Source organism: Desulfosporosinus fructosivorans, assembly GCF_004766045.1.
Taxonomy (GTDB): Bacteria; Bacillota; Desulfitobacteriia; order Desulfitobacteriales; family Desulfitobacteriaceae; genus Desulfosporosinus; species Desulfosporosinus fructosivorans.
The window spans coordinates 398,584-422,568 of sequence record NZ_SPQQ01000001.1 but is presented as its reverse complement, the minus strand read 5'-3'; the positions used below and the strand labels follow the sequence as shown (position 1 = coordinate 422,568).

Genomic DNA, 23,985 nt, shown 5'->3' with positions numbered 1-23,985 from the left:
GACCCTCTTAAAATCCGAACACGCGTTTCTCCAAAATCTGCTCACTAGAGAAATCATGCACCCCTAAATAATAGGTTGCAACATCCATCATAGCCTCCAACGGGACAAGTCCCACGATTTCACTACCTACAATAGGCACTCCAAAATGGGCTGCCTCTGTCTTTATAAACTCCAGAGCCCGATACAATGGCGTTCCTTGAGTATCCACCATATTCATAGAGATCTGCACAAGCCCTTGCTCAGAAAGATCAATCGCTAAAGCCTTAATATTGACAAATCCGCCAGAACTCCCACGAATCCCTTTGGCAATCGCTTTGCCAATCTCTAGATTTGTTGTTCCCAGGTTCACATTAAACGCAACAAGAGGCGGTCGAGCTCCAATGGCGATCGCTCCCGCCTTCCCTAAAACACTTGGCCCATAATCTGGAGTCCGCTCAGAAGTTCGAATACTCTCTTTCAGCCCTTCATATTGCCCTCTACGCACCTCCGCTAAGTTGCGACGTTCAGGCCTAGTCGCAGCCTTCTCATACAGATAGACCGGAATTAATAATTCCCGCCCAACACGTTCCCCTAAGCCCTTCGCTAAATCAACACATTCTTCCATCGCCATTCCCCGTATTGGAACGAACGGAACGACATCTGTTGCCCCCATTCGAGGATGTTCCCCTTGGTGCTGATCCAGGTCAATCTTCTCAGCCGCTTTTACGATAAGCCTCCAAGCAGCCTCAACTACCCTTTCTGGCTCACCAATCAGGCTAATAACCGTCCGATTGTGATCCGCATTACTGGAATAATCCAGCAAAGTAACTCCCGCAACCTGTCTCACCTCAGCCAGGATTTCCTCTACAACATCTAATCTCCTGCCCTCGCTGATATTAGGAATACATTCCATAATCTTTACCACTAATTATTTCCCCCTAAAATTTATAATTCAATATCCAATATCCAATTAATTCAATGCAAATTCAAGAACACTCCTCATACTTGCGAACTGCCCCCGACTCTTGCCTTGAGAGTCTCACTACTCGAGCCGCTTCAACACATTACCTTGGCATTCCTCAAACAAGCGAGTTCCCTTTTCGCGCAATGCTTGGCATTGCATCATTAAATCTTCTTTCATCGGCAGAGACTTAAGGCCTAGCGCATTTATTTGAACATTATAGAGGGCACCCTCTAACCCAGATTTAAACATTTGAGCAGCAACTCCCATGTCACTCAAGGCATTAGGATTTCCTTTAGTCAACAAGCCAAGTACTTCGCTCAACCCCGTCAAACAAACCCTCGCCGTCTGCAAGGGAATCTCAGCTGCCTTCATCGTTGCCCGCTCCAAGGCTTCACGTCGGAGCACTTTTTCCTCATCACTCTGCTTAGGTAGCGCGAGTGCCTCCATCACGACCTTAAACCCTTCAGTATCCTCCTGAACCAGGCTCAACAACTCTTCCCGCCTCACCACAGCCACTTCCAGCAAAGACCTCATCTCCTCCTGAACCGGGAAAAACTTCTCCCGTCCAAGCGTCAAACGACAAACCATAGCAACCAACGCATATCCTTGAGCCCCTGCATAAGCTGCAACACTCCCGCCGCCCGGCGCAGGCGAGGAAGATGCCACCTCTTGAACAAAGTCATTCAAGCTTAAGTCTCGCAAATTCATAATCGAAATACCTCCGTATGCTTTTTTGTTAACAAGGGTAGTGAACAAGAATACTGATGGAAGAAGACTGTTCGAAAGACTGTTCGAAGAGACTAATCGAAGAAAACTATCGTCGATAAATAACTTCACTTAATTCTGGAACATGTTGAAAATCTATACGCTGTCCCTTATACAAAAATCTTATACCTTCTATCCACTCACCCTTATAGTCTTTCTGTAAGAATGATTCAGCTAAACGAATTCTCGTTATAGTTCCCCCTGTTGATCCTTGGAATAAGCTAGTAGACCATGAGTTACTCTGTTTCATTGATGTATCTGTTGAGCTTTCTGGCATCTCCTCCAGATTGACCGTGGCAATTTTCTTATCATCAATCTCTAATACCTTGATCGGAAGATTGCTAAAATAAGCTTCAGATATAGTTTCTGCAATGGTACTCAATTTACTCTTCAGGGAAAGTTCCTTGGGCATAGTTATATAAAAATCTATTACCTTGCTGTAATCATCAATATTACCTGTACAGATGGAATAAATATTCATTTCATTTGCCGAATCTTTGCTTAAACTTGTAATTATCGATACTTGCTTTTCTACTCTCTTATTTGCACTTTCAAGCGATTCACTTAAAACAGCTTTCTCCTTTTCTAGTTCAACGTTTTTTTGCTGTTCTAAAACATAACTCTTATCGAGTCTGGCTATTTCATCCTGTTGAGAATTTGAACACCCTGTGACAGTAATACTTGATAGGCACATTACTAAACCCAACGTTAGAACTTTCCTATCCAAAATAAACTCCCCCTCCAGCGTTACCGATTATTTATGACAATCGCATAGCTGAACAAGTATGTCGCGGAGCCTTACTTGACTAGTCTCTCAATTAACTCCTCGTCAGGAATAAAGGGAACCGTAATATGTCCTTTCCCCTTGTAACGCTCATTAAACTCAATGCTGGTTTCAATTGAATGCTCATTTCTAGCCCAAGACCGTCGAGCGACTCCACCCATCACATCCCATAACAAGGCGGATTTAATAACCTTATCCACGCGTTCACTTCCGTCAAGTACCAAGCCAAAGCCCCCATTGATCGCTTTGCCAATACCGACGCCCCCTCCATTATGCAGGGATACAAGACTCATCCCTCTGGCGGCATCCCCCGCGAAGCTTTGTACAGCCATATCGGCCATCACATTACTACCATCTTTGATGTTCGCCGTTTCTCTAAACGGTGAATCCGTACCGCTCACATCATGGTGATCTCGTCCCAGCATGACCGCTCCAATCTCACCATCACGAATCATTTCATTGAATTTAAGGGCAATCTTAATCCGCCCCTCAGCGTCCTGATAGAGAATCCTCGCTTGAGTACCGACGACCAGTTTATTCTTTTCCGCATCCTTAATCCATATATAGTTGTCCCGATCTTGACCCCTGCGGTTTGGATCGATACAGTTCATAGCTGCCTTGTCGGTTTTCTGTAAATCTTCTTTTTTTCCGCTCAGGCAAACCCACCTAAACGGCCCGTACCCATAATCAAAGAGTTCTGGCCCCATGATATCTTCCACATAAGAGGGGAAAATAAAGCCATCTTTTTCATCCACGCCATTTTTAGAGATCTCTTGGACTCCAGCATCATAAACCGCTTTCATAAAAGAATTCCCGTAATCAAAGAAATAGGTACCCCGTTCGACCAACGTAGAGATCAATTCGTAGTGGCGTCTTAGACTCTCGTCCACCAATCTTGCAAATTCTACCCGGTCCTCACCAAGAAGCCTGGTTCTCTCTTCGAAGGTAATTCCTTGTGGGCAGTAGCCCCCTTCATGCACAACATGACAGGATGTCTGGTCAGAAAGTAAGTCCACTTTTATCTTGTTCTTGACCGCATACTCCAATAAGTCCACGACATTACCCTGGTAGGCAATCGACATAGGTTCTTTCTTCTGCAAATACTCCGCCGCAATCCGAAAGACTTCCTCGAGGTCTGCTGATCGTTTACTAACCCAGCCCTGCTCGTAACGAGTCTGGATTCTGGACTCGTCGACTTCAGCAATAATGCCGACTCCCTGGGCAATCTCCACAGATTTCCCCTGCGCACCGCTCATTCCGCCCAGACCGGACGAAATAAATAAAAAGCCTCGAATATCCCCATCATGCGGGACCCCCAACTTTAAGCGGCCAGCATTGAGTAAGGTATTGAACGTGCCATGCACAATTCCTTGAGGTCCAATATACATCCAGCCACCTGCTGTCATTTGTCCATAATTGGCAACGCCCATCTGCTCCGCAATTTCCCAATCCTTCTGATTGTCAAACATTCCGACCATTAAAGCATTCGTGATAATCACTCTCGGAGATTCCGGCCGCGAGGGGAACAACCCCACTGGGTGCCCTGATTCCATGACCAAGGTCTGCTGATCCGTCATCACTTCAAGGTATTTTTTGATCAAACGATACTGCAGCCAGTTTTGGCAGACACTTCCCGTTTCACCGTAAGTTACAAGCTCATAGGGATAAAGAGCAACATCAAAATCCAGGTTATTCTCGATCATCACCTGAAAAGCCTTGCCTTCGATGCAGTTCCCCTTATACTCTTCAATAGGTTTACCATACAATCGTCCCGCTGGACGGAAACGATAAGCATAAATTCTACCTCTCGTCCGCAATTCCTCTAGGAATTCTGGGGCTAATGTCTCGTGGAATTCCTCTGGCACATAGCGCAGAGCATTTTTTAAAGCAATCTTAGTTTGAGCTGGTGTTAGGCTAAACCCTCTATCTGGAGCCCTGCGGATTCCCTCTACAAATTCTTGTATCTCTGGCAGCTGAGAGTCTAGTTTAATGGTCATGGCTTCCGAAATTTCATAATTACTGGTCATGCTTTCGCCCACTTTCTCCTGGAATCGAGTTTGATCCAAAAAGGTTCACGAACATATCCTCAGCTATTCCCCTTATTGCCTCACGTTTATAGGGGTGAGATTCTCTCCCTGTAATCGCCTTATCAACAGCTTCTGTTAGCATGTCCTCAAAACGGCGTAAAAGTAACGGATTGATCTCTCCCAAAAGATTTTTTTCGAGGTCCGGTAACCTAAATGCCGTCTCGCCAAGTGCTCCTACAGCGATGCGCGCTTCCTTGATGGAATTATTCTCTCGATCGTACTTTATCACCGTTGCCATATTTAATCTAGCCACGGTCACAGTCGTCCGACTACCAATCTTCTCAAAACCGCTGACATACTCGTCATCTAGGAGAGGAAAGTCAATCCCGGTGATCACCTCCTTCGAGGTCAAGCAGGTTCGACCACTTCCCTGCAGCACCTGACAAAGAGGAAGCCTTCGAACGGAAATAGGATCTTGTAAGGTAATCATCGCTTCTAAGACTAAAAGCACAGGCAAACAATCTCCTGCAGGGGAAGCGCTGGCAATATTTCCCCCTATCGTCCCACGGTTTCTGATCTGCTCTGAGCCAATCCTCCGGGTCGCTTGCGCTAAACATAACCCCTTTTTTAAAATGAGTGGATGTCTGGACAGAAGGCTAAAGGTAGTAGCACCCCCAATGTGGATACGACCATCCTCCTCATGAACCCCGCTAAGTTCTGGAATTTGAGACAAGTCAACGACAAGTTGTGGCTTTTTTTTGCCCTTTCTCAAGTCAATGACTAGGTCAGTCCCCCCCGCTATGAAGGAGATACTCCCGTTAAAGTCTGAGACCCCCTCCATTAACTGGTTTAAAGTCGTCGGTCCAAAGAAGTTATACCCTTTATACCCCTCCATCGACTGGCCCCCCTTTCCCAAGGTTCGTGCCAGCTACCGCCTGAATGGCGTCAATGATCTTGATATAGCCTGTACAGCGACAGAGATTCCCCGCAATAGCAAGCCTGATCTCCGCTTCACTCGGGGTGGGATTCTCCATCAGCAAAGCCTTTGCCGCCATAATCATGCCTGGCGTGCAATACCCACACTGGACTGCACCCGAATCAATAAAGGCTTGTTGGAGGAGATCTAACTCCCCATTATGCTCTAAACCTTCGATAGTAACAATCTCTTTCCCTCTGGCTTGTAAAGCTAGGACCAAGCAGGAATTAACGGCTTTACCATTCATAATAACAGTACAAGCACCACATTCCCCTTCTCCACTACACCCTTCTTTGGCACCCGTTAAACCCAGGGACTCTCGCAGAACATCAATTAATCGATCGTTAGGCTTAACTCGCACTCGTTGTGCCATACCATTAACGGTCATTTCTAATTCCATTTTCTGTACGCCTCCTGCAAGTATGGGGGATGGTTTTCCACCTGAAAGGACTTCATCCCATCGAGACTCCCACTTCTCCAAGGGGGAGTTTTACCCCATACTCTGCTTCGATGGGGGTATACGCCTCCTTCACCGCTAAGTGTTCCTTTTCTCTCCATCCGTGGCCAGCGGCTTAGGTTTGCCAAATTTCAAGCGACTGTGGGAACAATTTTGCTGATCCACGCACATCTCACAGGTTATTGCGCAGGACAAGTTCGGCTTACTCAACTTTTGTCCAACAGGGATCACCAGCGTATGAGATTTTACCGGAGACATTACCAACGACTCCCCTAACGTCACCCCAATTTCTCCTCCATCCAGCAGAGCAAATATGGTTTTCTGAGCTTCTAGGGGAATTTGATAACCCCCTGGGCATAAATTATGACCCGTCTGTAGACCGCGAGCTGACACGTCCTTAACCACCATACCCCTTAACAATTCTAAAGCTTCATCAAGGGCCACTGTCCCGCAGCCATCTAGGACCATCCCATCGAGCATCTCATTAACTTCAAACAAACGCGCTGACTCTTCTTCGAGGCGAAAGCCGATAGTTTGAATAGCGATTAGCACTTCCGCTGCTCCTTCAAAGAACGAAGTAGCAGCTTTAACTGGATACTGGTTGGCCAGAAGAATTTCTTCAGAACCCGAGACCTTTACCGGTACGTAGTCATAAATGCAACGAACCTCAATAAGACCTAACGCCTTGAGTCGCATCTGTTCAACATATGGCTTAAAATTCTGACTCCGTTTAGAATCCGCATCCGGCATACCAATACGCCGATAAACCTCAGACGGATCTATATTCAAGTTTTTCCACTCAATTCGCTGCATCATTTACCCGCTACCTCCCAAATTTTAAAACCCCATGCCTTCTATTATTAAGCGATTACCCAAGACACTTTAGGCTAATCGAATTCACTTGCCCCTCTTACCCTTATATCGGCTCCTGGGCACCGCACACTTTTCTCTGGCCTTGATAAGTACCGCTTCAATTCCCGCTCTAACCTCTTCTGTGACAGGTTTTGGGTGATGTGTTTCAAGGATCGTTTTAATCCGTTCCCGCGCCCGATCGGCCATCGTCTTACTTCCGTTCTCTGACCAATTCTCATAGTTACTAAAATCTGAGAGCTCTGGCCGCCAATTTTGTCTAAAATGAGCGGCCGTATGCTCATCCCCCAAGAAGTTGCCACCTGGACCCACTCGCATAATCGCTTCTACACCCAAGGATTCTTTGTCCGTATCAATCCCTCTTAGCAATCGTCGAGTCCGCTCAATCACCTCATTCGAAATGACCAGTAGTTCCAGTGATCCCGTTAAGCCAAATTCCATATAAAAAACATCATGCATAATATTACACCCTTGAAGTGCACCCATTAAGGTGAATTGGGTCGACTCCATAATCGCTTGTTCATCACACACTTTAGAATTGCAACACCCAGCATAACCCCAAGAAGGAAGCTGGTAGTAGTGTGCAAGATCCACCATCCCCCCTTGATAGAGAATAGCCTCAGGAGTAGCATAAATAGCCTGCATAGTCCGCATATCGAGGGGAGAATTACCGTAGCCGTATACAAAAGGGGCCCCTTTGGCTTTCAATTGATGGATGACTAAACCACTCAAAGCCTCAGCGTTTGCTTGAACTAAAGCAGCACCGACCGTTACCGGAACAGAGGCTCCTGCGACCCCTCCGCAGGCAAAATTCGTGGGAACCCCATTTTCTGCGGCGATCAATAATTTGTCAACTGATTCTTTCGGATGCTGGAGTGGGGATGTTGGCTCGGTGTAGAGCATAAACAGGGGTTTTTGCCGCAACCGTTCTTTCCCACCGACTGCCACAGCAGCCATCTCGATAATATCCCGCAGAGTATCCCCATCTTCGGCGATAACTACTTGGGGTTTTTCTGTATTTTGCACCATAATAGCATATTGTTCCCGATTAATCATGCGAGGATCCACATCCGACAAAAGGCCCATGGACATGACAAAATCAATATTTGGCGACTTGTCACAGATTTTAATCCCGTTCGCCACATCCTCTTGAAGCCACTTACGCCTTTGCAAAGTGTTCGGATCGAGATAATTGAGGGTGTCTGACCCTGTACCAAAATATACATTGGACCCTTCTAAATGAAGTGCTGCTCCACCGCTTCGATTATATAGGGTCACTCTTGAAGGAGCGGATTGCAAAGCTTGCTGCACAAGATAGGTCGGAAAATAAACATGGTTACCGTTTTCTACTAATGCCCCCGCCTGGCGAAGAAGTTCGACCGCTTCCTCATGGTGAATCACCATACCCGTCTCTTCGAGAATTTGACAACTCGCGTGATGAATATCCATCGCTTGTTTTTCTGTCAGTGTTCGGAAAAACAGCCCGTTGCCGTGTGAAGTTCCTACTCCCATGACGTTACTCCCCCTTCTTTGTCCCCTTGACTCTCCTCGTGGACTTTTTCTCCCTCTCAGTCTCCGCTATGATCTCATTCAATCCTGTGCGGATCGTTTCATCGAGCAGTTCAGAAGTATGCGTTGCGACGATCTCTTTGGCCAAATCAGCAGCTAGGTCTTCTGCCGATTTAGATCCCTGCTCTTCCCAAATCTCCCAGAAGGATCGGTTGAACTGTTTTGGTGTCCAGACCTCGTCACGGAAATGCTTAAAGGTATGATCATGACCGAGATAGTTGCCACCCGGGCCCACTTCATCGATCACATCGACGGCCAACGTATCCTCATTAATTCGAGTTCCACGGCCCATGTAACGCGCGTTATCCATAAAATCATTGCACATTGTCAAAAACGTCAGTGAACCGGTTTTTCCACCCTCGAGATATCCCACGTCATGAACCAAATTAGCGCCCATCAACTGAGCCATTAAAATTCCGTTCCCCGCTTCCATTCCAGCCTGAGCATCAGGCACAGGTGCATTGACACACCCAGCTTCTGTAAAGTTCGGAATCCCGTAAAATTGAGATAATTGAGTCATAATTCCATAGTTCATCATCGTCTCCGGAGACCCGTAGAGAGTTGCCGTGGTCCGCATGTCCATCGGAGTCGCGCCGCCCCCTATAATAATGGGCGCACCTTTTTGTTTTAACTGAGCCATGACAACCCCGGCTAGTGCCTCCGCGTTCATCAACACGATAGTTCCTGCTTTTGTAACTGGCGTTGTAGCCCCAGATAAAATCCCCGGCGTATAAACGACCGGCACTCCATATTCAAAACACGCAAACATCTTGCCAATCCCATCATTCGTATGTACCAACGGAGAGATCGGTTCAGAGTAAAGAATCAGGCAAGGGTTCTTGCGAAGTTCTTCCTTACCACCCACCACTAGGGCAGCCATCTCTAATTGAGCCCGCATATTTATTTCATCATGGGCAGTCACGATCATCGGTTTAATCGTGTTAGAAACCATAGCCTCCATCTGATGAAGGTCGCTTACTTTAGCACTCTGATCTGAAGCAATGGCATAACTCATCACAAAATCATAATTTGGTAAATAGTCCATGACCCGGCAGGCCAATTCAACGTCTTTCTTCGTAGAGCGTCTTCGCTTACCCGTTTCCAGATCAATGGTAAAGGGAAGATCCGAGCCCGTGCCGAAATACGTCCTATTCTTTTCCAGAGGCATGACGCGTTCACCCTTGCGATTGGCAACCACAATTTTACTCGGTGCCAAGCGAATGCACTCTTCGACCAGCCAACTCGGAATTCGAACACGGTTTTCCGTCACAATACATCCCGCATCCTTCATCAACTGCAAGGCCTCTGGATGGTCCACTTTTACCCCAGTCCGCTCCAGCACTTCCAAGGTCGCGAAATGAATCTCCTCAATCTGTCCCTCACTGACCCACCGTAGCTGTGGGGTTGCATATTCAATACTATTAGAACGAATCTTTCTCATAAACGTCTCCCCCTCTTACTTAATTCACTAGATTCACTAGGCACTTCTTAGCCATCCTTAAGATTGATTCTCAGAGCACCCATGGAGATTGCCTCATGGGGACAAGTCTCAACACAGATTCCACACCCCCAACACTTTTCCGGATCAAATTCAACCATCCTTCGGATCTTGCCTTTCACCACAAATTCCGCTTCACCCACATAAAACGCTGAAAAATGGCACCGCTTGGTGCACGCCCCACAATGGGTACACTTGACTGCATCTCTCTGAGCCTCGTATTTAATAACCGGGAATACGCCCTTTGTTCCCCTATCTAAGGCAAAACGTGTCGGATAACAACAGCAAGAACAACAATTACACATATAGGCCAACCCCTTGGTCCGCCAGTCACTGTTCACAGAATGCATCAAGCCATTGCGATGAGCCGCCTCCACGATCTCTTTGGCCTCCTCCTTCGTCAGAACTTGACCAAAAGTACGGTCTGTGATGGAGCGATCAAAACTCAAACAAGTTTCAGTTGGCTTAGAACAATGGCCCGCTAACTTCCGACAATTACAAGGAACTAAACGGATTTCACTAACAGAATCAAGTAATTCCTCAAGATTATCTATCAGCTCAAACATCTCCGGAGCCCTATCCACTTCCTCCTTTTTCTGAAGTCTATCTAAATACGGCTCCATCCGACCTGCGTACACTTCATAGCACCACTCGTTCAAAGCCGCAGACAGTTCTTGGTCCACATGATAGTTGTCGTCAAACTTACACAAATAATCTAATCTATCATAGAAACTAGAAGCAAAATAAACCAGTTCCCCACCACACTCTTCCTTATTGACAATCGACTTCAAATAGCAGCTCTCCAGCAGGTCCCGGGTTTCTAATTGCGTGCATTTCATCTTCAAAGCTAAATCAGGGACAGAACACTTCTGACCATCCATCAGAAGCACCAGCTCCATTTCAGGTTCAGACACAAAACAAGCCAAATGGGGAACGACAAACTTCGGTACCCCAAACAAGGCGGCAAACCTCTCACCCCTCGACAATATGGACATAAAATATCCTGCCTTTCACGTTTCAAAAACTAATAATGGCCACCTCCTGCCCCAAGCCAGAGGCAATTCCGGGGCATAAAGTGGCCAGACTTGTGTGACACAGCGCTCGGCACTTACGACGCAGAGCAAACTAACCGTGTAAGCTCCTAAAGGGGGTGCGGGGTTCATCCTTCGGCGATAGTATTCTTTTAAAGAACACGCCTACGGCGATAATCTCCACTGGAGACTATCGTGCCAAATGCGCCATCCTTGGCGCAGTGGCGACAGCTCACGTCCTTGTTCGCTGCCCCGTATCTGGGGCCGCTTACACGGAAGTTTGCTAATCTGCTTACGTAAAGGCTTCGCGCTCGTGTGACACTGCGTCCCGGTCTTGGAACCGAAACGGAACGAAGAACGGTGGGTCCGCGATCACACGCTCCGACGCCTTTGCGGTCGTCGTAGCCAAACTCGGCTTTAATCCTCTTTCATCGGCAGGGCGGGAAACAAGGACGTTTCCCGCCGGCAACGGCCAAGGATGGCCGATTTGCCGGGAACCCTGCCCTCCCCAAAGAAAGGATTAAAGCCCTAGTTTGGCACGACGAACGCAGGGCCGAGGACGTGTCTCGCGAGCCTCCCTACTTGAGCAAACCCTTACTCTTCAAAAACGTCGTTGAAACTTCTTCGACAGACTTCTTCTCAATGTCAGCCTGCATGTTCAACTCTGTGATGGTCCTAGTATCGAGCACAGAACTCAATTTCTTTAGATCATCAGCCAAGGTAGGATAAGCATCGACAATTTCTTTTCTGACAACAGGTGCAGCATTATAAACCGGGAAGGCCTTTTTATCGTCTACGAGCATGACCAACTTATCCGTAACGATTCTCGGTTCCGTGGTGAAGGCTATAGCTAGATCCCCTTTATTAGCTTTGAGAGTATCGTAGTTTAAACCCATGGCCACATTGACGAAATCCCCTTTAGGCATTTTGAAATCATAAACCTTTTCAAAGGATGGTAGACCGTCAGCTCGCCCTTCCCATTCAGGGAAGCCGACGAATTTCAGGCTTTCGCCCTTCTTAACTAGAGCAACATAGTCCGAGATTGTCTTAAGTTTATACTTTTCAGCGACATCTCCGCGGACCACAATTCCATAGGTATCATCCAAGGGAGCATAATCTAGCCACACAATGTTATTTTTAGCATCCCACTCTTTAATAAGTTTGTAGCTCTCTTGCGCCTCAAACACAGGGTCATGTTTCATTAAGTTGATGACACCCGTACCAGTGTACTCCCAATAAAGATCGATTTGCCCAGAAGTCAGAGCTGGTCTAATCACGGCCAATTCCCCTAGACCCATCTTGTTTTCCACCGGGTATCCCAGGCCCTTTAAGTACTGCAGACTAAGTGTTCCCAAGAGTGCCGCTTCTGTAAAGGTCTTAGACGAAATCTTAATCGTCGGTCCTTTTTTAGCTGTGTCAGTAGCAGCCGGAGTAGTCCCAGCTGCAGGCGCTTTTGCGCCACAGCCCATTACGCCTCCCAAAGCTAAGGCGAGCGACATAATCACAACGATTCCCAATGATAATCTCTTCTTCATATACAGACCCCTTCCTCTAAACCTTTTTTATCCTTCTCTCCTATAAATCTTATTAACCTTCCAAACCTTCAATCCCTTACTGGGTGGATCCCTCCCTTCAACTCCATTCACAGGTTCACTTATTTAAACCCGCATACCAGGTGGAGTAATTCGATACTCAAGATAGCTTAAACTCCGCTCTAACACGATCGCCATAAGCGCCCCAAGCCCAGCTCCAACCAGCAAGTACTCTGGCCGGAAAAGAGACAAGCCCCCCATAATTAAATTACCCAAACCGCCTGCCCCAATCAGCGCAGCTAAGGTCCCAATACTGACAACATAAACAGTGGCAGTCCGAATACCGCTCAGAATAATCGGCAAAGCCAACGGAATTTCTACTTCAATAAGAATTCTCCGCTGGGACATCCCCATACCACTAGCCGCTTCCTTCACATCTGGACTTACCCCAATCAACCCAGCAATCGTATTTCGGACAATGGGCAGCAGACTTTGAAAGAGCAAAGCGAGGACGGCAGGTTTCATTCCCAAACCAAGAATCGGTAACGCTAAGGCAATAATAGCCAACCCTGGAATCGCTTGTAAAACGTTCAATATGTTAAGGGTTACTAGGCCGAAACCTTTGAACTTCGGACGAGATAATAAGACTCCGAGAGGGACGGAAATCAGAATAGCTATCGATATGGTAATCACAACGATCAGAAAATGCTCCAGTAGGGCTTCTGGCGCCTTCTCGAAAAGGGCAAACCTAAAATTTTCCCAAGTCATTTACCCACCCTCTTTCCGGTAAACATGTCTCCGAATATCTTTGAAAGAGAGCACTCCACAAAGTTCTTTGCCCTCAAGAATCCCCAGATAGTCAGAGTCAAATTCCAGCAACAACGAGAGAGCATCTGGTAGAGAGGTCGTTGCTTGAACGAAGGCCGTCTCCGTGCGAAGAACCTTTTTCCGCAAAGCCTCCAGCTCATTCTGACACTCTTCAAACTCCACTAACGTCAAATGTCCCAAGCGCTTACCCACCTCATTTAAGACAAACGCCACCTCAGTCCCTGCGTCCTTCATCATCTGACCGGCCCTCAGCAATTCAGCCTCCCTCACAAGACACTTCACGGGCTGCATCGCTTCATCAACACGATATAAGCTCAACTTTTTGACCACTCGATCATGTCCAATAAAGTTCTCAACAAAAGAATTCTTAGGATTCGTGAGGATCTCTTCCGGCGTTCCAAATTGAACGAGTTTACCAGCGTCGAAGATGGCAATATTGTCTCCCATCTTAATGGCTTCATTAATATCATGCGTGACAAAGACGATCGTCTTTTTAATCTCCTTTTGCAGACGCAGTAATTCATCCTGTAAATGGGTCCGTGCAATCGGGTCAACCGCTCCAAAGGGCTCATCCATAAGCATAATGGGAGGATCGACAGCCATGGCTCGGGCTACACCAACCCTCTGCATTTGCCCACCACTTAGCTGAGACGGATATTTCCCCCGCGTCTTTTCCAGGTCAAGCCCCATCATGACGATGAGCTCGTCGACACGTTTGGCGATCTTCTCCTTCGGCCATTTATATAACCGAGGCACAATTGCAATGTTCTCTGCAATCGTCCGGTGGGGTAGAAGACCAATTTGCTGGATCACATAACCAATACCCATTCTTAACTGATCCGAATCGGTCTTCGATACATTTTCCCCTTTAATTGTGACCGACCCAGACGTCGGTTCTATCATTCGGTTAATCATGCGCAAGATCGTGCTTTTTCCGCAGCCCGAGGGACCGACTAATACACAAATCTCTCCTTCAGGTATGGAAAGAGATAATTGCTCCACTGCAGGCATCGCTTGACCAGGGTACTGCTTCGTAATTTGCTTTAGTTCTATCATTCAAGATCCCCCTCTGGAAACTTTATCCGATGGCAAACCGCCACTTAGCCTTCAAACTTTCGCCTCATTCCTTTCGGAACAATCCATTTCTCAATAACCCCTAAGATCGTGTCCAAACCAATAGCAATCACGGAGATAATCAGGGCTCCAGTAACCATCATAGGCGTATTTGAACGGACAAGCCCTTCCGAAATAAAGCGCCCTAGATTGCGTTCTCCTATATAGGTCGCGATCGCGGCGATGCCTGTCGTCATGACAACCGTGATTCGAAAACCAGCAAAGATAATCGGCATACCCAACGGCACAAGAATTTCACGTAAAATTCTCCCCGTACTCATACCCATCCCTCTGGCCGCTTCAATGACATTGCGATCGACATTTTTAACCCCGTCATAGACACTACGAATCAAAGGCATCATCGCATACAGAACCAAAGCAAACAACGCAGACTTCCGCCCTAAGCCGAAGAAAGGGATAGCAACTAAAATAGCAAACATCGATAAACTAGGAATGCAAAAGATTGTATTCGCCAAACCCAAGACCCTAGCAGCCCATTTATCGCTTTTGGTCAACAATAAGCCGACCGGTACCCAGATCACTAGCGAAATCATCACCGCCGACAAGACTAGCGTAAAGTGATTTCCACTATATTCGATAATCGTCTCCGTATTTTTCTCGAGAAAACTCAGGAAATCTTGCAAGGTCACTCGCTATCACTCCCCCAATCTTTATCCGACCGTGAGACCCCCGATTTCTACAAATAGGAGTCCTCTGAGTTAAACTTAATATTTGTTGCAAGAATCGTGCCTACATTCAGACAATAGAGAGCATCGGCCTTGAGGCGTTTTTCTCTTTTTCTGAGGTGCATAACTTTTTTGCCCCTAAAAGAACCTTTGAATACTTCAAACAGCAAGTTTTAGGACAAGTGCATCATAAATTTTTGCTGCAAAATATTATGCACTTCAACTATGTTATAATTCACTTTTTCACCTTCTGGGTAACAAACTATTATCCAAAAACTTTACCGACGAAATTGTTCCACCTCAATGCCGAATTTCTTAATTCGATATTGCAGACTTTGCCGAAGAATACCCAGTTCTTTCGCGGCATGGCTTAGATTACCGCGATGTTTCTTCAACGCATCCGTTACAATAATGTTTTCTGTATCCATTAAGAAAGGACTAAGCAGAGCTAGATTCTTTCCCCTTAGGACATCCATTAACCCTCTCTCCATCAGCTGCTTGAGGTAGCTTGGCAAGTGTTCACGAGTCAAGCATAACTCATCACCCGACATACAGATCATGCTTTCGATAGCGTTCTCCAACTCTCGGATATTTCCTGCCCAACGATAATCCTGAAACCCTTGGACCAACTCTTGTGCCAATTCTAATTTCTCCAATGAGTTCTTAGGAGAGTGTTTCTTGATGAAATAGTCGGTTAATAACGGAATATCCTCTTTTCGCTCCCGTAACGGAGGAAGAGTAAGCGAAATCACCGATAAACGATAAAATAAATCCTCCCGCAAACACTTCTTTTCCAAACAGGTGACAGGATCGATGTTTATTGAACTGATAATCCGACAATGCAGAGGAATTTCCGCAACACTCCCCACCTTGCGATAATTCCGTTCTTGGAGGGCCCTCAAGAGTTTAGCTTGAAGCCCAATACTCATAGAATTGATTTCGTCCAGATACAAGGTCCCTTCATCGGCATATTCAAACAGTCCCGCAGTTGGAATCGCCCCTGTATACGCTCCCTTCACTGCCCCAAACAACATAGTTTCCAAGAGATTTTCTGGAATCGCAGAACAATTAATCGCCACAAAAGGATGACTCCTACGAGGACCGCCGTTATGTATACTCTGGACAAGAAGTTCTTTACCAGTACCCGTTTCTCCATAAATTAAAATGTTCGCAGCACCCATCATGGCACGTTTTGCCCCATTGATGACCGTTTCCATAGCCTTACTCTTACTAATAATATCGGAAAACGTAAAGTAAGCCCTTGGATATTGTACTCCCTGCTTTTTTCCCACTTCTACAGAATCCTCTTTAATCTCTTGCAGTTGCATCGTACGCAGCAACACTTCTCTCAAATGGGTCGTCTCGCGGCAAAGTGAATAAACTGCCAATAACTCACCATTCTGCAACACCGGAACAGTAGTCGCAACCAAGTGAACCTCATGACCCTGGCGTGTAAAATATTTCTGATACGTCTCCCCAATCGGTTTCGAAGTCCGCGAAACCAGCAAATGCTCACTCGTATCCGGCGCTTGACTGTAAATCTCTGAAAGATGCTTTCCTATCACATCGTCCCGGTTTAAACCTTCTAGAACAGCCAACTCCTGGTTATAGAAAACAACATAACCAGATGGATCAGTAATAATAATGCCCTCATGGATTGAGTTAAGAATCGTTTTATAAATCTGAATCTCCTTACGCAACATTTCTGTCTTGGCCATGCGCATGTACCGCCTATACCCCATCTCAAAAGCCTCCTATGGAACTTGCGTTACATTGTCTCATCCCGTGCCGGGGACATTTTGTTAGCGATACCACCTGAATCTATCCAAGAATCTTCTTCCTATTCCAAGTAGTTTGAATAATCATCTATTGTACTAGTATACTTTTTTACACAATGGCAATCAAGACATCCCTTGGTTGACTTTAACTCTACGGACCTCAACTTGCTAAGTAGAATAGGCACTACAAGAGGATATAAGTCACAGACCATCCTCAACTTCTATCCGTATCGACATGGCCACCAAAACGTCCCCTTGCCACCACCAAGACATGACAAAAAATGCAGAAAAGACTTTACGCCTCTTCTGCATTTCACATACCCAATCTAACATATCATTCGCCAAGCCTTGTTTTGATTCGCTCCAGCAAATGCACAAGGGCAATGACATATTTCTCTTCTATATTACGACATATCTCAATCGCCAATTGTTCACTGTAGATATGTGCCGTTGAATTTCTGTCGTTGAGCATGGCAAGCCACAATTCGTCATCTTTTATAAGCTCTGCCGAAAACGCTTCACGCAATACCGTCTTCGGAGAATTCAGCCCTGTCAAACCCTCATCTTCAAAGACAGCCTTTAACGTTTTCCAAGCAAGCTCGAAAGTAAACTCGAATCGCTGTATTACCCCATCTCTGAGCAGATCATCAGACTCATCGTATTTAGCAATGCCATCTTTTAGCCTGCCAAGAGCATTGGTAAAATTATTGACTTTTGTGTATGGCTCGCTCATATAGAAACACCCCTTCCCTCTCAATATTTTCCAATAAATCAGGGTCAGTATGCCCATTGATATAAACAACATCTATTCTCAAAAGCGTATTAAGGTCGTCAAATTCACTAGCCATACGCCCCTTGCTCTCAAACTCTGGTAATAGAAAAACAGCTAAATCAATATCACTTACTGGCTTATGATCACCTCTAGCCCGTGACCCGAATAGAACTATCCGTTCTACAGCATATTTTTGACCAATTTTCTGGATGCCTTGAATTAGCCTATCGTCTAAATCGAAAGCCATTCTGCACCTTCCCCTAACAATCTTGTCCGAGTTCTAAACCAACGCACCCATATTATACCATAGTATTGAAAAACGACACAGGTCTGAGCCACCCTACTTCATAAACTTAATGCAAGCAACGAATCGCCCCCGACTTTCATTCCAACCGCCAATGCATACACTACTTAAGCTTATTCCTTTTTGCGCATGGCAAACGAAACGTCCCCATGCCACGCGTCCCCATGCCACGCAGTGTCGTCTCTCCGTCCTCCGCCTTTCCAGCAGCGCTGGAAACAGGCCGTCCCCGAAACGTCCCCATGCCCCGCAGTTCCGCCTCTCCGTCCCCCGCTTTTCCAGCAACGCTGGAAACAGGCGTCCCCCCGTTCCTCTCCGTCTACCTCAGCCCAGAGGGTCCGCGCTCACACGCTCCGACGCCTTTGCGGTCGTCGTAGCCAAACTCGGCTTTAATCCACTTTCATCAGCAGGGCGGGAAACAAGGATGTTTCCCGCCGGCAACGGCCAAGGATGGCCGATTTGCCGGGAACCCTGCCCTCCCCAAAGAAAGGATTAAAGCCCTAGTTTGGCACGACGACCGCATGGCGAGGAGATGTGACGCGGACCCTCCCTAGGAAGTGTGTCGCTGACCCCAACTTATTCATACCGCAACGCCGCCATCGGCTCCAACTTCGCCGCCTTCAGTGCAGGATAAAAGCCGAAAAACAATCCCACTCCGATCGAAAAAGTAACCGCAGAGAAAATCGCCCAACCCGACAAAAGTGGAGGCCAGTGCAAAAGATACGCCACCAGCTGCGCACTTCCTATCCCCAAAGCAATGCCCAAAATTCCACCGATTAGGGATAACACAATCGCTTCTAATAAAAACTGTGCCAAAATGTCGCGTTCTTTGGCCCCCACAGCTTTGCGCAACCCAATTTCTCGCGTTCGCTCCGTCACCGAAACTAACATAATATTCATAATTCCAATCCCCCCTACTAAAAGGGAAATACCCGCCACCAAACCGATAAAACTTGTTAGAATGCGTGTGATCTGATTCGCTGATTGCACCAATTGCTGCACATTATAAACCTCATACTGATCCATTGTTCCGTGACGCACGTTCAATAAACGTTGAGCGCTAGCGATCGTACCTTTTAAATCTGCTTCTCGGTAAGTCGCGCCTTCTAATTGATCGACACGCGTCGACTGGAAAATATCTGACCAACTTCCCCAGGGGATATAGGCAAAGGCATTCTTTGGACCCATATCGAATTGGGCAAAGGCAGACTCATCCTTGGCCAAAACTCCAATTACTCGGCAAGGTACATTTTGAATGATCACCTGCTGACCTAAAGGATTTCCGGCCCCGAAGAAATCCTCAGTTAAGGTCTGATCGATCACCACCACACGCCGATCTGCCGAAAATTCTTCTTCCGAGAAATACCGCCCATTGGCAATCTCCCGGCGACGTAAGTCTGCAAATTCAGGAGTCGTTCCCACGATCATGGCTGAAGATCGCTTTTGATTCACTTCTAAGGCTGTGTACTCAACACTCGTCGGAATCAACGTTTTGACTTGTGTTAGGGCCCGTCTCAAACTTTCCCCATCCTGAATTGTCAAACCTGATCCGACTGATTCACCCGTTTGCCCTGCCGATTTCGGGTATAATATGAACAGGTTAATCCCGTTCTTTTCCATCTCTAGCATGATAGCAGCCTTGCCGCCCAGTCCGATCGTGACGACCGCGATGACTGCCGCAATCCCGATGATAATTCCCAGCATCGTCAACCCTGTCCGGAGTTTATTAGTCCGCAAGCTGAAGAGTGCTCCCCGCAAACCTTCTAAGAGGCTCATGTCTCACCACTCCCAGTATCGGCTGTTACCGCCAGACCTTGCGAAAGTTCGTTAGAGGGATTAAGAACGATCAGGTCCCCGGCTTTTAAACCAGAGGATATTTCTTGATGCGTCTCAGTACCTATCCCGATCAATACTTCAGTCTTGACAAGTTTTCCATCCTGGATCAGATAGACAAAGTTCTTCTTCCCTTCCTGAAAGAGAACCTCTTGAGGAACGGCCAAGACGCCCTCCTTGGTAGACACAATCATTTGGATATTCACACTAAAACCCGGCTTTAGTCCGGCAGGCACTTGATCTAAATGAATCTTCACGCCCACCGTCGCCGAGGAATTTCCCTGAACACTCGCTGTTGCAACTGCCTGAGGTGAGATTTCGGTAACAGTTCCTTGAGCAGGCGTATCCCCTAAGAGCTTACTAGAAATCGTCACTTTTCCACCTATCTGAACCTTCCCCGCATCCAGTTCATTCAGTCTCGACTCCACGTTCATTTGGCTTAAATCGGCCACTGACACAAGCGGCTGTTGTACTGGAGATAGATTTCCCTCTTGGGCATTGACTTCGATCACTGTTCCAGCAATGCTTGCTTTATAAACCATTTGCCCCTGTTGTACCTGAGCAATTTTCAACGCTTCTTGGGCCTGCTTTAAGGCTGCCTTACTTTGCGCCAGAACTCCCTCGGCCTGCTTAGTGCTGCTAAGTCCTGGAGATGCTGAAAGAGGGCTGAGATTAGCTTCACTCGCGCTTTGGACTCGCTTAAGCTCATTCAAATTGGATTGTGCTGAATTTACGCCCGTTTGAGCGGCTTCAACATTCGCCTTAGCTTGGGCCACTTGAGCATCAGTCAGAGTCGAATCGAGAGTAATCAGGACCTGCCCTGCTTTAACAGACTCCCCACTCTTCACTGCCACCTTTGTTACGAGCCCAGGATTTAAGACCCTCACCTCCTGGCGAGACACTGGTACCAGACTCCCTGTCGCATAGACTTCTTCTTGCATCGTGATAGGAGCAACTGCAACAGCTTTAACCTTCATCGGCCCCTGATCCCTTCCCCAAAGCCACCATCCTCCGTATGCTAATGATAAAACAAAGACTATCCCGATACCCCACCAAAGAGGCTTCTTCACCACTATCCCCTCCAAACGCTCCTGGGCGCGATTAGATATAAAATCATTTTCTAGTGTACCCGTATAAAGCTTTCAAATATTCCCTCTACCAAATCCTATCCAATCAAATATGTAGTCCCCAACAGATTCATGGTCAAGCCATGGATCCATTGGGGACTACATAGAACTACTATTATGAGGGTTATGTATTGAAGAATCCCTAGAATACCTAATGTCATTGGAGGGGTTCATTTAATTCGTCTTAAGTTGGATGTTTCTAACTGCAACACTTCGAGCTTGGCTTCAATTCGTTCCAGTGTTTGTCCAATCGTTTGATTATAATCTTTTTGCATTTCACGGAAGTCAAAGATTGCTCCAATTTTTTGCGCAATATCATGCTCAATAACAGTTTTTATCTTTGCAACGTTTTGAGCTAATGTTTCTTGATCCATTCTGAGTACATCAAATTTACTTTGCATTTCACCTCTAAGTTCTGTCGACTCATTTCGAATTTCGCTTCTAAGCTTTATTAATTCACTTTGCATTTCGCTTCTAAGCTCTTTCGACTCACTTTGCATTTCACTTCTAAGTTCTTTTAATTCACTTCTAAACTCTTTTAATTCAATACGCATTTCAGTTTGTGTTTGATATATGTTCGCGAGAAGCTCCATAACTTTCGGATCCATTTGAACACCCCCCTTGAGACATAATTATAACATAATTTGTAAGTTATTAAGCCGTGTTTTGAATTTCTTAACAATATTTTTTCCATCAAATCTAAATCAAAATAAAGTCCCCAACAAATACATGGTCAAGCCATGAATCTATTGGGGACGGCGGTAGAGTTACCTACTTACATACCTACTTACTTCGGCAAAACAATAATGGGCTTGTTTCTTGACGCTCGATACAATAAGAAATTCCGGCCAATAACTTGCACAAGGTCAGCCTGAACTTGTTCAGCCAGTTCCTCAGCTACGCTTTTCGGCTCATCTGGACAATTTTGTAAGACTCGGCACTTGATGAGTTCACGAGCTTCCAAAGTTTCCTCAGTTTGGGTGACCAAGGCTTCCGTAATTCCACCCTTACCCACTTGTATAATCGGATCCATTTCATTTCCCATGGATCGCAAATAACCTTTTTGCTTACCTGTTAACACTAAACTATTCCCCCTAAACCTTTACTTCTAAACCCAATCAAACCTCACGCCAGCGATCTCGACTTTATCCCCTTCTTTGATTCCTTCCGCCCGGAGAGCTTCATCGATCCCCATAGCTTTGAGGATATTCTGGAAACGGTAAACACTCGCTTCCCGCTCGAAGAAGGTCATCTTCACATGTTTTTCAATTTCTTTGCCAACAACCATAAAGAGATCTTCTTCTTTAAAGATTTCAAAACGTTTATCCGACTGAGCTTTCGTCACCAGATGATCCACTGGAAGATTAACAAGCTCGGGAACTGGGGTATCCGGCAAGAGTTGCGCAATTCGATACACCAAGGCTTTTAACCCTTCCCCAGTCGCTGCCGACACAGGGAAAATCTCGCAACCGTCTTCTACCGCTTCCTTCAAGCGCTGCAACTGTTCCTCAGCACCTGGAATATCCATTTTGTTGGCCACAATAATCACGGGTCTCAACGCCAACTCTGGACTATACAGACGCAGTTCATCCTGAATAATTCTTAAATCCTCAAGAGGATCCCGCTCTTCCGATCCCGAGATATCTAAAACGTGCAAAATCAAACGCGTACGCTCGGTATGACGCAAAAATTCATGCCCTAAGCCCGCCCCCGAATGAGCACCCTCGATGAGCCCTGGAATATCGGCCATGACAAAACTCTGTCCATCCTCAAGCTCAACCACGCCTAAATTCGGAATCAAGGTAGTGAAATGATAATCAGCAATCTTCGGCTTGGCAGCGGAGACTTGCGAAATAATCGTTGATTTTCCCACATTCGGGAAACCAACCAATCCGACATCTGCCAAGAGCTTTAACTCCAGACGGAGCCAGTTTTCTACGCCAGGTTCACCGTTCTCAGCCAAGGTTGGAGCTTTATTGGTATTACTCATAAAGCGAGCATTCCCGCGCCCACCCCGTCCTCCGGCAGCCACTATGATCCGTTGTCCATGCTCGGTTATATCCGCGATAGTTTCTCCAGTCCCATCATCGAAGACGATCGTTCCGACCGGAATGCGCAGAACAATATCTTCCCCGCTTCGACCACTGCAATTTTTTGCTTGCCCATGGTCCCCGCGATTCCCTTTATAATGCCGTTGATAGCGGAAATCGACAAGGGTTCTTAAGCCCTCATCTCCCATGAAAATAATATTGCCCCCACGTCCGCCATCTCCACCGCTCGGACCGCCTTCAGGAACATATTTCTCCCGTCGAAAGGCGACCGCTCCTGCGCCGCCATCGCCGCCTTTAACATAGATCTTGGCCTGATCATAAAACTTAAACATAGTTGATTCTCCTTAACTGTTAGATCTCTCGTTAAACTAATGCTGAACTTTATCTCGTTTCAGCTTGAGCGTAGGCGAGTTCACTTAGGCGACATCTCTAACTTAAGCATTTTATCAAAAAGAACGGTTTCCTCGTCCTCTAAGATAACCTGACAAGTCAATCCACCCAGCTCCTCGAACAAATACACTTCAGCAGTGACGTTAGATAACAATTGTGACTGTGAAGACACGTCCAAACATTCTCTAGTGTACCCGTATAACCCTGCGACATATTCTTCTTGCCAATGATCTCGCCAAAAGTCTTTCTTTTTCATCCCCTCAGGAAAGTCGAGAGTCGCCTTAATTCCATTCTGCCGAAGACCAATCAGTAAACCTAAGAGAATAGCCGCTAGGGCTGGTTCTTGAATATGCGCTATCTTTTGTTCTTGCTCCTGGATTGCGACCGTTTCCTTCATATAAGCCAGGGCTTTCTCCGGTTGCTGGAGTTGTAAGTTACCCATAATCACTTGCCAGTGATTCAGATAATCATGCCGCTGGAGAGTATACCACTGTAAGAGTTCGGACAGAAGAACGTGTTCAACTTCTGACATCATCATCATTTTCCTCTCAAAATCGCGCTCGTTTAAGGTACGGATTCATAAATTTCCCCTACAGAAAAAGAAGTTATGATATGTAGATATATAAAAACCCCTGGGAAAACCCAGGGGTGAAT

At 46.4% G+C, this 23,985-nt stretch carries 24 protein-coding genes; all 24 read right to left on the bottom strand.

Annotation, left to right across the window (positions count from 1 at the left end):
* Positions 1-7 precede the first annotated feature (7 nt).
* The gene (gene ftcD / locus E4K67_RS02000; RefSeq protein WP_135544725.1) at positions 8-904 is read right to left on the bottom strand and encodes a glutamate formimidoyltransferase; all 897 of its coding nucleotides are present in this window, start codon (positions 902-904) and stop codon (positions 8-10) included.
* A 117-nt stretch (positions 905-1,021) separates the two neighbouring features.
* Positions 1,022-1,651, bottom strand: coding sequence for a cyclodeaminase/cyclohydrolase family protein (locus E4K67_RS01995; RefSeq protein ID WP_135544724.1), 630 nt, complete (start codon positions 1,649-1,651; stop codon positions 1,022-1,024).
* A gap of 106 nt (positions 1,652-1,757) precedes the next feature.
* Positions 1,758-2,435, bottom strand: coding sequence for a hypothetical protein (locus E4K67_RS01990; protein WP_135544723.1), 678 nt, complete (start codon positions 2,433-2,435; stop codon positions 1,758-1,760).
* Between the two features lie 71 nt (positions 2,436-2,506).
* Positions 2,507-4,519 carry a urocanate hydratase gene (locus E4K67_RS01985; protein WP_135545150.1) on the bottom strand — a complete coding sequence of 671 codons (2,013 nt, stop codon included), beginning with the start codon at positions 4,517-4,519 and terminating at the stop codon, positions 2,507-2,509.
* Positions 4,509-5,414 carry an FAD binding domain-containing protein gene (locus E4K67_RS01980; RefSeq protein WP_135544722.1) on the bottom strand — a complete coding sequence of 302 codons (906 nt, stop codon included), beginning with the start codon at positions 5,412-5,414 and terminating at the stop codon, positions 4,509-4,511. Before E4K67_RS01980 ends, E4K67_RS01985 begins: the two co-directional genes overlap by 11 nt.
* Complete coding sequence (locus E4K67_RS01975) at positions 5,401-5,895, bottom strand: (2Fe-2S)-binding protein (protein WP_135544721.1); 495 nt, start codon at positions 5,893-5,895, stop codon at positions 5,401-5,403. Before E4K67_RS01975 ends, E4K67_RS01980 begins: the two co-directional genes overlap by 14 nt.
* A 135-nt stretch (positions 5,896-6,030) precedes the next feature.
* Complete coding sequence (locus E4K67_RS01970) at positions 6,031-6,768, bottom strand: vitamin B12 dependent methionine synthase (RefSeq protein WP_243454303.1); 738 nt, start codon at positions 6,766-6,768, stop codon at positions 6,031-6,033.
* Between the two features lie 81 nt (positions 6,769-6,849).
* Positions 6,850-8,334, bottom strand: coding sequence for a trimethylamine methyltransferase family protein (locus E4K67_RS01965; RefSeq protein ID WP_135544720.1), 1,485 nt, complete (start codon positions 8,332-8,334; stop codon positions 6,850-6,852).
* A 4-nt stretch (positions 8,335-8,338) separates the two neighbouring features.
* On the bottom strand, positions 8,339-9,832 hold the full coding sequence (locus E4K67_RS01960; RefSeq protein WP_135544719.1) for a trimethylamine methyltransferase family protein: 1,494 nt from the start codon (positions 9,830-9,832) through the stop codon (positions 8,339-8,341).
* Positions 9,833-9,879: 47 nt separating this feature from the next.
* Positions 9,880-10,884 (bottom strand): ATP-binding protein, encoded by a 1,005-nt coding sequence (locus tag E4K67_RS01955; protein ID WP_243454302.1) that lies wholly within the window; start codon positions 10,882-10,884, stop codon positions 9,880-9,882.
* A 614-nt stretch (positions 10,885-11,498) separates the two neighbouring features.
* Positions 11,499-12,455, bottom strand: coding sequence for a glycine betaine ABC transporter substrate-binding protein (locus E4K67_RS01950; RefSeq protein ID WP_243454301.1), 957 nt, complete (start codon positions 12,453-12,455; stop codon positions 11,499-11,501).
* A 123-nt stretch (positions 12,456-12,578) separates the two neighbouring features.
* Positions 12,579-13,220: an ABC transporter permease gene (locus E4K67_RS01945; protein WP_135544717.1), complete on the bottom strand. Its 642-nt coding sequence runs from the start codon at positions 13,218-13,220 to the stop codon at positions 12,579-12,581.
* Positions 13,221-14,336 (bottom strand): betaine/proline/choline family ABC transporter ATP-binding protein, encoded by a 1,116-nt coding sequence (locus E4K67_RS01940; protein ID WP_135544716.1) that lies wholly within the window; start codon positions 14,334-14,336, stop codon positions 13,221-13,223.
* A gap of 44 nt (positions 14,337-14,380) precedes the next feature.
* Positions 14,381-15,043, bottom strand: a complete 663-nt coding sequence (locus E4K67_RS01935; protein ID WP_135544715.1) for an ABC transporter permease — start codon at positions 15,041-15,043, stop codon at positions 14,381-14,383.
* Positions 15,044-15,357: 314 nt separating this feature from the next.
* Positions 15,358-16,821: a sigma-54 interaction domain-containing protein gene (locus E4K67_RS01930; RefSeq protein ID WP_135544714.1), complete on the bottom strand. Its 1,464-nt coding sequence runs from the start codon at positions 16,819-16,821 to the stop codon at positions 15,358-15,360.
* 370 nt (positions 16,822-17,191) lie between these two features.
* Positions 17,192-17,590 carry a nucleotidyltransferase substrate binding protein gene (locus E4K67_RS01925; protein WP_135544713.1) on the bottom strand — a complete coding sequence of 133 codons (399 nt, stop codon included), beginning with the start codon at positions 17,588-17,590 and terminating at the stop codon, positions 17,192-17,194.
* Positions 17,562-17,876, bottom strand: coding sequence for a nucleotidyltransferase domain-containing protein (locus tag E4K67_RS01920; RefSeq protein ID WP_135544712.1), 315 nt, complete (start codon positions 17,874-17,876; stop codon positions 17,562-17,564). Before E4K67_RS01920 ends, E4K67_RS01925 begins: the two co-directional genes overlap by 29 nt.
* A gap of 160 nt (positions 17,877-18,036) precedes the next feature.
* Positions 18,037-18,174, bottom strand: coding sequence for a hypothetical protein (locus E4K67_RS29600; RefSeq protein WP_158408371.1), 138 nt, complete (start codon positions 18,172-18,174; stop codon positions 18,037-18,039).
* Positions 18,175-18,506: 332 nt separating this feature from the next.
* On the bottom strand, positions 18,507-19,706 hold the full coding sequence (locus E4K67_RS01915; protein WP_135544711.1) for an ABC transporter permease: 1,200 nt from the start codon (positions 19,704-19,706) through the stop codon (positions 18,507-18,509).
* Positions 19,703-20,833, bottom strand: a complete 1,131-nt coding sequence (locus tag E4K67_RS01910; RefSeq protein WP_135544710.1) for an efflux RND transporter periplasmic adaptor subunit — start codon at positions 20,831-20,833, stop codon at positions 19,703-19,705. Before E4K67_RS01910 ends, E4K67_RS01915 begins: the two co-directional genes overlap by 4 nt.
* 227 nt (positions 20,834-21,060) lie before the next feature.
* Positions 21,061-21,498, bottom strand: a complete 438-nt coding sequence (locus E4K67_RS01905; protein WP_135544709.1) for a hypothetical protein — start codon at positions 21,496-21,498, stop codon at positions 21,061-21,063.
* A 179-nt stretch (positions 21,499-21,677) separates the two neighbouring features.
* Positions 21,678-21,971 carry a ribosome assembly RNA-binding protein YhbY gene (gene yhbY / locus E4K67_RS01900; RefSeq protein WP_135544708.1) on the bottom strand — a complete coding sequence of 98 codons (294 nt, stop codon included), beginning with the start codon at positions 21,969-21,971 and terminating at the stop codon, positions 21,678-21,680.
* A 27-nt stretch (positions 21,972-21,998) separates the two neighbouring features.
* A complete protein-coding gene (gene obgE / locus E4K67_RS01895; protein WP_135544707.1) occupies positions 21,999-23,273 on the bottom strand; it encodes a GTPase ObgE in 1,275 nt (424 codons plus the stop codon).
* 80 nt (positions 23,274-23,353) lie between these two features.
* Positions 23,354-23,869, bottom strand: coding sequence for a Spo0B domain-containing protein (locus tag E4K67_RS01890; RefSeq protein ID WP_243454300.1), 516 nt, complete (start codon positions 23,867-23,869; stop codon positions 23,354-23,356).
* Between the last annotated feature and the right edge of the window lie 116 nt (positions 23,870-23,985).

What these genes read in the sequence shown, in the direction of transcription:
- E4K67_RS01995 (WP_135544724.1), bottom strand. Translation starts at nt 1,651, where the DNA reads ATGAATTTGCGAGACTTAAGCTTGAATGACTTTGTTCAAGAGGTGGCA.
- E4K67_RS01985 (WP_135545150.1), bottom strand. Translation starts at nt 4,519, where the DNA reads ATGACCAGTAATTATGAAATTTCGGAAGCCATGACCATTAAACTAGAC.
- E4K67_RS01980 (WP_135544722.1), bottom strand. Translation starts at nt 5,414, where the DNA reads ATGGAGGGGTATAAAGGGTATAACTTCTTTGGACCGACGACTTTAAAC.
- E4K67_RS01975 (WP_135544721.1), bottom strand. Translation starts at nt 5,895, where the DNA reads ATGGAATTAGAAATGACCGTTAATGGTATGGCACAACGAGTGCGAGTT.
- E4K67_RS01970 (WP_243454303.1), bottom strand. Translation starts at nt 6,768, where the DNA reads ATGATGCAGCGAATTGAGTGGAAAAACTTGAATATAGATCCGTCTGAG.
- E4K67_RS01965 (WP_135544720.1), bottom strand. Translation starts at nt 8,334, where the DNA reads ATGGGAGTAGGAACTTCACACGGCAACGGGCTGTTTTTCCGAACACTG.
- E4K67_RS01960 (WP_135544719.1), bottom strand. Translation starts at nt 9,832, where the DNA reads ATGAGAAAGATTCGTTCTAATAGTATTGAATATGCAACCCCACAGCTA.
- E4K67_RS01955 (WP_243454302.1), bottom strand. Translation starts at nt 10,884, where the DNA reads ATGTCCATATTGTCGAGGGGTGAGAGGTTTGCCGCCTTGTTTGGGGTA.
- E4K67_RS01950 (WP_243454301.1), bottom strand. Translation starts at nt 12,455, where the DNA reads ATGAAGAAGAGATTATCATTGGGAATCGTTGTGATTATGTCGCTCGCC.
- E4K67_RS01945 (WP_135544717.1), bottom strand. Translation starts at nt 13,220, where the DNA reads ATGACTTGGGAAAATTTTAGGTTTGCCCTTTTCGAGAAGGCGCCAGAA.
- E4K67_RS01940 (WP_135544716.1), bottom strand. Translation starts at nt 14,336, where the DNA reads ATGATAGAACTAAAGCAAATTACGAAGCAGTACCCTGGTCAAGCGATG.
- E4K67_RS01930 (WP_135544714.1), bottom strand. Translation starts at nt 16,821, where the DNA reads ATGGGGTATAGGCGGTACATGCGCATGGCCAAGACAGAAATGTTGCGT.
- E4K67_RS01925 (WP_135544713.1), bottom strand. Translation starts at nt 17,590, where the DNA reads ATGAGCGAGCCATACACAAAAGTCAATAATTTTACCAATGCTCTTGGC.
- E4K67_RS01920 (WP_135544712.1), bottom strand. Translation starts at nt 17,876, where the DNA reads ATGGCTTTCGATTTAGACGATAGGCTAATTCAAGGCATCCAGAAAATT.
- E4K67_RS29600 (WP_158408371.1), bottom strand. Translation starts at nt 18,174, where the DNA reads ATGGGGACGTTTCGGGGACGGCCTGTTTCCAGCGCTGCTGGAAAGGCG.
- E4K67_RS01915 (WP_135544711.1), bottom strand. Translation starts at nt 19,706, where the DNA reads ATGAGCCTCTTAGAAGGTTTGCGGGGAGCACTCTTCAGCTTGCGGACT.
- E4K67_RS01905 (WP_135544709.1), bottom strand. Translation starts at nt 21,498, where the DNA reads ATGGATCCGAAAGTTATGGAGCTTCTCGCGAACATATATCAAACACAA.
- obgE (WP_135544707.1), bottom strand. Translation starts at nt 23,273, where the DNA reads ATGTTTAAGTTTTATGATCAGGCCAAGATCTATGTTAAAGGCGGCGAT.
- E4K67_RS01890 (WP_243454300.1), bottom strand. Translation starts at nt 23,869, where the DNA reads ATGATGATGTCAGAAGTTGAACACGTTCTTCTGTCCGAACTCTTACAG.